Consider the following 5,063-nt stretch of genomic DNA (forward strand, 5'->3'; position numbering starts at 1 on the left):
CTCGCCCATCGTGGAGGCGCTCCGGCAGGCGCGCGAGGCGGGCAAGAGCGTCACCGTGATGATCGAGGTGACGGCACGCTTCGACGAGTTGAATAACCTCGAATGGGCGAAGCAGCTCGAAGCCGTGGGCGTGCATGTGGTGTATGGCCTGACCCAGCTCGACCTCAAGACGCATGCGAAGCTCGGTCAGGTGGTCCGCAAGGAAAACGGCGAGCTTCGCACCTACTGCCATATCGGCACGGGCAATTATCACCCGGCGACGGCGAAGATCTATACGGACCTGTCCTATTTCACGGCCGACGCGGCCGTCGGTCGCGACGTGTCGCGTATCTTCAATTACGTGACGACCTACAGCCGCCCGAACAACCTCGAACGCATGTACATCTCGCCCCACGGCATCAAGGCGCGAATCATCGAGGAGATTCATAACGAGATCGCCCACGCCAAGGCTGGTCGCCCGGCCGCGATCTGGATGAAGCTCAACGCGCTCGTCGATCCGGAGGTGATCGACGCGCTCTATGAGGCAAGCCTGTCGGGCGTGCCGGTCGACCTCGTCATTCGCGGCATCTGCTGCCTCAAGCCCGGCATCCATGGGCTTTCCGAAAACATCCGCGCGAAAAGCATCATCGGGCGGTTTCTGGAACATTCACGCATCTACTGCTTCGGCGCAGGGCATGGATTGCCATCGGAGGATGCGCATGTGTATATCAGTTCCGCGGACATGATGCCGCGCAACCTCGAACGTCGCGTCGAGGCCATGACCGCAATAACGAACCCCACCGTTCACGAACAGGTTCTCGACCAGATCATGATCGCCAATCTGAAAGATAATCTCCAGAGCTGGAAAATCGAGAGCGACGGCAGCTCCCAGCGCTTTCACCTCAAGCCCGGCGAGGAGCCCTTCAGCGCGCATGAGTATTTCATGACAAATCCCAGTCTTTCGGGGCGAGGGGGCGCGCTCAAGCAGAACTTCCCGCGACGCTTCGCAGTCGCATCGGCACCGCACGCCTAGTGCAGTGGATTCTCCATTTGGTTCACGCCCGCTGGTGGCCTGTCATCAAATGAAAAAATCGAAACTACACCAGAATCAATTGGTTGCCCGTGCTCTCGAAGCGCATATGTATGCTTGAGAGCCGGCAGCACCGTGGAGCAAACCCATGCGCCAGAGCATGAGAATAATTCGTGGATAATTCGACGCTCGGTTCGATAAGTGGACGGCTACCCGGTGCACGCCCCGTGGCCGTCATCGACATCGGTTCGAACTCCATCCGCCTCGTTGTGTATGAAAGGCTAACCCGCGCCCCGACGCCGCTCTTTCAGGAGAAGGCGATGTGCGGGCTCGGCCGTTATCTCAACGAGCTGAAGCGCCTCAATCCCGAAACCGTGCCGAGCGCGCTTGCCTCGCTGGCGCGCTTCCGCAAGCTCGCCGACATCTGCGGCGTGCGCGAGCGCGACATCCATCCGTTTGCGACGGCGGCGGTCCGCTGGGCGGAGGACGGTCCGGACTTTCTCGCAAAGGCCGAGGAAGCCTGCGGCGTCCCGATCCGCGTTATCGGCAATGCCGAGGAGGCGGAGCTTGCTGCGACGGGCGTTCGCGCGGGCTTCGTCAATCCGCGCGGCATCGTCGGCGACCTCGGCGGCGGCAGCATGGAACTCGTGCGCATCAATGGCGATACGCTGTCCGACCAGATTTCGCTGCCGCTCGGCAGTCTGTCGCTGGCCGAGCGAACCCATGGCGAGAAGACCGAAGCCATCCCCATCATCGAGGATGCGCTTGCGTCGGTCGACTGGCTGAACAACGTGCGCGGCGAAAATTTCTACGCGATCGGCGGCACGTGGCGCGCGCTCGCCAAGCTGCATATGGCCCAGACGAACTATCCGCTTTCCGCCGTGCACGGCTACAAGATGGACGCCAGAAAGGCGCTTCAGATCACCGCGCGCTACGCCAACAATTCGCCGACCGGGTTGAAGCGGCTCGCGGGCATGTCGGCCGGGCGCGAGGAAACGGTGCCGTTCGGCGCGCTGCTTCTCAATTCGCTGATCCGCAAGATGCAGCCGTCCGACGTGGTCTTCTCGGCGTTCGGTGTGCGCGAGGGCACGATCTACCGGCTCCTCAGCGAGGCGGAACGCGCCGAAGACCCGCTGCTGTCGGCTTGCGAAACGGTGGCGACCCTGCGCGCCCGCTCGCCTCAGCACGGCCGCGAGCTGATCGAGTGGACGGACGGGCTTTTCGCGCGCTCCAACGAGCATGAACATGAGGATGAGCGTCGCCTGCGCCACGCTGCCTGCCTCCTGTCCGACATCTCCTGGCGCGCTCATCCCGATTATCGCGGCGAGCAGAGCGCTGTGCTCATCTCGCAATCGGCGTTCGCCGGCATCGACCACCCCGGCCGCGCCTTCCTCGCGCTGTGCGTCTATCATCGCTACGAGCGCAAGCTTCAGGGCGAGCTGATGCCGAAACTTGCGCATCTTCTGCCGCGCCCGCTCCAGAAACGCGCGCAGATCATAGGGCAGACGGTTCGCCTCGCGCATACGCTGACGGCGGGAATGAAGGGCCTTCTCCCGCAGACGACGCTTCTATGCGAAGGCGGCAAGCTTGTGCTCTCCTTGCCGACGAAGCTCGAGTCGCTCGACGGCGAGCAACTGCGGCGGCGGCTGCGCTCCGTCGCGCGCGAAATGACGCTACAACCGGAAGTGGTTGTCTCGAAACACGTAAAACAGACATTTTTCGGGGGCTTGTTCGGGGGATAATTCGAGTGTGCGAAGAGGACGAAGCGGAGCGGAACAAGTTAAGCTTGACTCCCGTCGCTCTGTAACGGTCTTTGCATATTTCGCACGCTGACACACTCCTGCACCCAACGTTCCATGGACCAAGATCTCTACGCTGTTCTAGGGCTGAAGCGCACCGCGACGAACGACGACATCCGTCGGGCGTACCGCAGGCTCGCCAAAGACCTGCATCCGGACCAGAACAGGGGCGATCCGGCTTGCGAGGAGAAGTTCAAGCGCGTGTCGGCGGCGTTCGCCGTGCTCGGCAGCCCCGAGAAACGCAAGCGCTACGACGCGGGCGAGATCGACTCGATGGGCAACGAGCGCGCGAACCCATTCTACCGCGATTACGCTGCGGGCGGCGGCGCTGGCCACCACGAGGGCTTCGGCGGTTCTCACAATGGCGCGGGTGGCGGCGACTTCTCCGACATCTTCGGCGACCTGTTCGGCAGGCGCGGGCCGTCCGGCGGCGCATTCACGATGCGCGGCATGGACTACCGCTACAACCTCGAAATCAGCTTTCTCGAAGCCGTCAATGGCGTGAAGAAGCGCGTGCAGTTTCCCGACAACGAGACGCTGGACATCACGGTGCCGGCGGGTGTCGAAAGCGGGCAGACGCTCAGGCTTCGCCACAAGGGCGGCCCCGGCGCGGGGCGAGGCGAGCCCGGCGACGCGCTCATCGAACTGAAGATTCAGCCGCATCCGCTGTTTTCCCGCGACGGCGACAACATCACGCTGGAACTGCCGGTTTCGCTCGACGAGGCCGTACTCGGCAGCCGCGTCGAGGCGCCGACCATCGGCGGCCGCGTGACGGTCGCGATCCCGAAGGGCGCGTCGAGCGGTCAGGTGCTGCGGCTTCGCGGCAAGGGCGTGCGGAACCCGCGCTCCGGCACGCATGGTGACCAACTCATCACGCTGAAGATCGTGCTGCCGCCGGTCATCGATCCTGAGCTTGAACGCTTCATGCAGGAGTGGGCGAAGAAGCAGCCCTACGATCCGCGCGCGCGTTTCCGCGAGGCGGCGGGCGCCTGAGGCGGGCTTTTTCGCCACGGGCGAGGCGCATCCCGGCTGCCGCCGTCCTGCTGGGACGGCCTCGGGTTTCGAGGCTTCCTGCCGATAGCCGCCACGATTTCGACGATCACCCAAACTACGATGAGCGCGCCGAGAACAGCGATGGCCTCGACCGTATGCATTCCGAAATTCAGTACGGAAAACAGCTCGTCTCCGTAGTCGCTTCCGAGAACGGGGCAGGGCAACGACTGCCCCGGATCGAGATCGCATCCGGCGACGCGCGCGGCGGCTCCCGCGCCGATCAGAGCCAGGATCGGCACGAGGCAGAGAAACACGACCAAGAGCATCAGCAGACGAAAGGCACGCATGGGCTGTCCCCTATCCGGCGAGCCGAACCCTTACATACTCTAGTTTGCGTGTCTTGCGTAGGCCCGACCGATTTCGATCTCGATTGCGCCGGGTTCCGCTCCGCCCCAAATTGAAGGCTACGAAACTGACGGGACGCAACACGGGAAGCTAAGCGCCGACCGACACGCGAGGCGCTCCCAGCGAGAGGAGAAACAGTCATGACCACCATCGAGGTGCCGCTCGATTCGAAATTGAGGCTGCTGACTTTCGCGGACGAGCAGGGCCGCGCGCGGCTCGGCGTTGTGCGGCCGGACGGCCATGTGACCGATGTCGCCGAAGCGGCGCGGCACGCCGACCGCTGGCTCGGTTTCGATGGCACATCCATGCGCGCGCTCATCGAGGGCGGGGCGGAAGCGCTGGCGGAAGTTCGCGAGCTTGCCGAGTTGGGGCTGCATAACGGTTTCAAGGTGGCGGAGGCGCATATCCTGCCGCCGCTGCCGCGCCTGAACGGCAACATCTTTTGCGTTGGCTGGAATTATGTGGAGCATTTCAGCGAGGGCGCTGCCTTCCGCGATCCGAACCAGAAGCTGCCCGAGCATCCGGTGTTCTTCTCGAAGGGTGTCGCGGCGCTGAACGGGCCGTTCGATCCGATCCCCTACGATGCCGCGATCTCGGCCCAGATCGACTGGGAGGCGGAGCTTGGCGTCGTGATCGGCAGGCGCGGCAAGAACATCACCGAATTCGAGGCGCTGGATTATGTGTTCGGCTACACGGCCATCAACGACGTGTCCGCGCGCGACATCCAGAAGGCGCGGCATGGCGGCCAATGGCTGAAGGGCAAGAGCCTCGACGGCACAGCGCCGATGGGGCCGTGGATTGTGCCCGCGGGCGATTTCGACGCGAGCGCGGTGCGCATCATCACCCGCGTCAACGGC

Annotated in this window: 5 protein-coding genes; 4 read left to right on the forward strand and 1 reads right to left on the reverse strand. The window is 63.7% G+C overall.

All coding sequences use genetic code 11. From position 1 onward, the window contains the following. The 3 genes from T281_RS16195 to T281_RS16205 all read left to right on the forward strand — a co-directional run. The coding region (locus T281_RS16195; RefSeq protein ID WP_037241920.1) for a polyphosphate kinase at positions 1-1,012 on the forward strand (1,012 nt) is incomplete at its 5' end. A gap of 170 nt (positions 1,013-1,182) precedes the next feature. Further along, entirely contained in the window at positions 1,183-2,751 is a 1,569-nt protein-coding gene (locus tag T281_RS16200; protein ID WP_081796863.1) for a Ppx/GppA phosphatase family protein, read from the forward strand. Positions 2,752-2,865: 114 nt separating this feature from the next. Next, positions 2,866-3,801 (forward strand): DnaJ C-terminal domain-containing protein, encoded by a 936-nt coding sequence (locus tag T281_RS16205; protein WP_037241923.1) that lies wholly within the window; start codon positions 2,866-2,868, stop codon positions 3,799-3,801. On the opposite strand, the gene T281_RS16210 is transcribed toward T281_RS16205, so the two are convergent. After that, positions 3,759-4,148: a hypothetical protein gene (locus T281_RS16210; RefSeq protein ID WP_037241924.1), complete on the reverse strand. Its 390-nt coding sequence runs from the start codon at positions 4,146-4,148 to the stop codon at positions 3,759-3,761. The genes T281_RS16205 and T281_RS16210 overlap by 43 nt on opposite strands. A gap of 198 nt (positions 4,149-4,346) precedes the next feature. Here T281_RS16210 and T281_RS16215 point away from each other — a divergent pair. Further along, a partial coding sequence (locus T281_RS16215) for a fumarylacetoacetate hydrolase family protein (protein ID WP_037241925.1) occupies positions 4,347-5,063 on the forward strand: 717 nt, incomplete at its 3' end.

This window comes from Rhodomicrobium udaipurense JA643, from assembly GCF_000636015.1.
Lineage (GTDB): Bacteria > Pseudomonadota > Alphaproteobacteria > Rhizobiales > Rhodomicrobiaceae > Rhodomicrobium > Rhodomicrobium udaipurense.

Coding starts and splice junctions, on each gene's coding strand:
- T281_RS16205 (WP_037241923.1), top strand. CDS start 2,866: ATGGACCAAGATCTCTACGCTGTTCTAGGGCTGAAGCGCACCGCGACG.
- T281_RS16210 (WP_037241924.1), bottom strand. CDS start 4,148: ATGCGTGCCTTTCGTCTGCTGATGCTCTTGGTCGTGTTTCTCTGCCTC.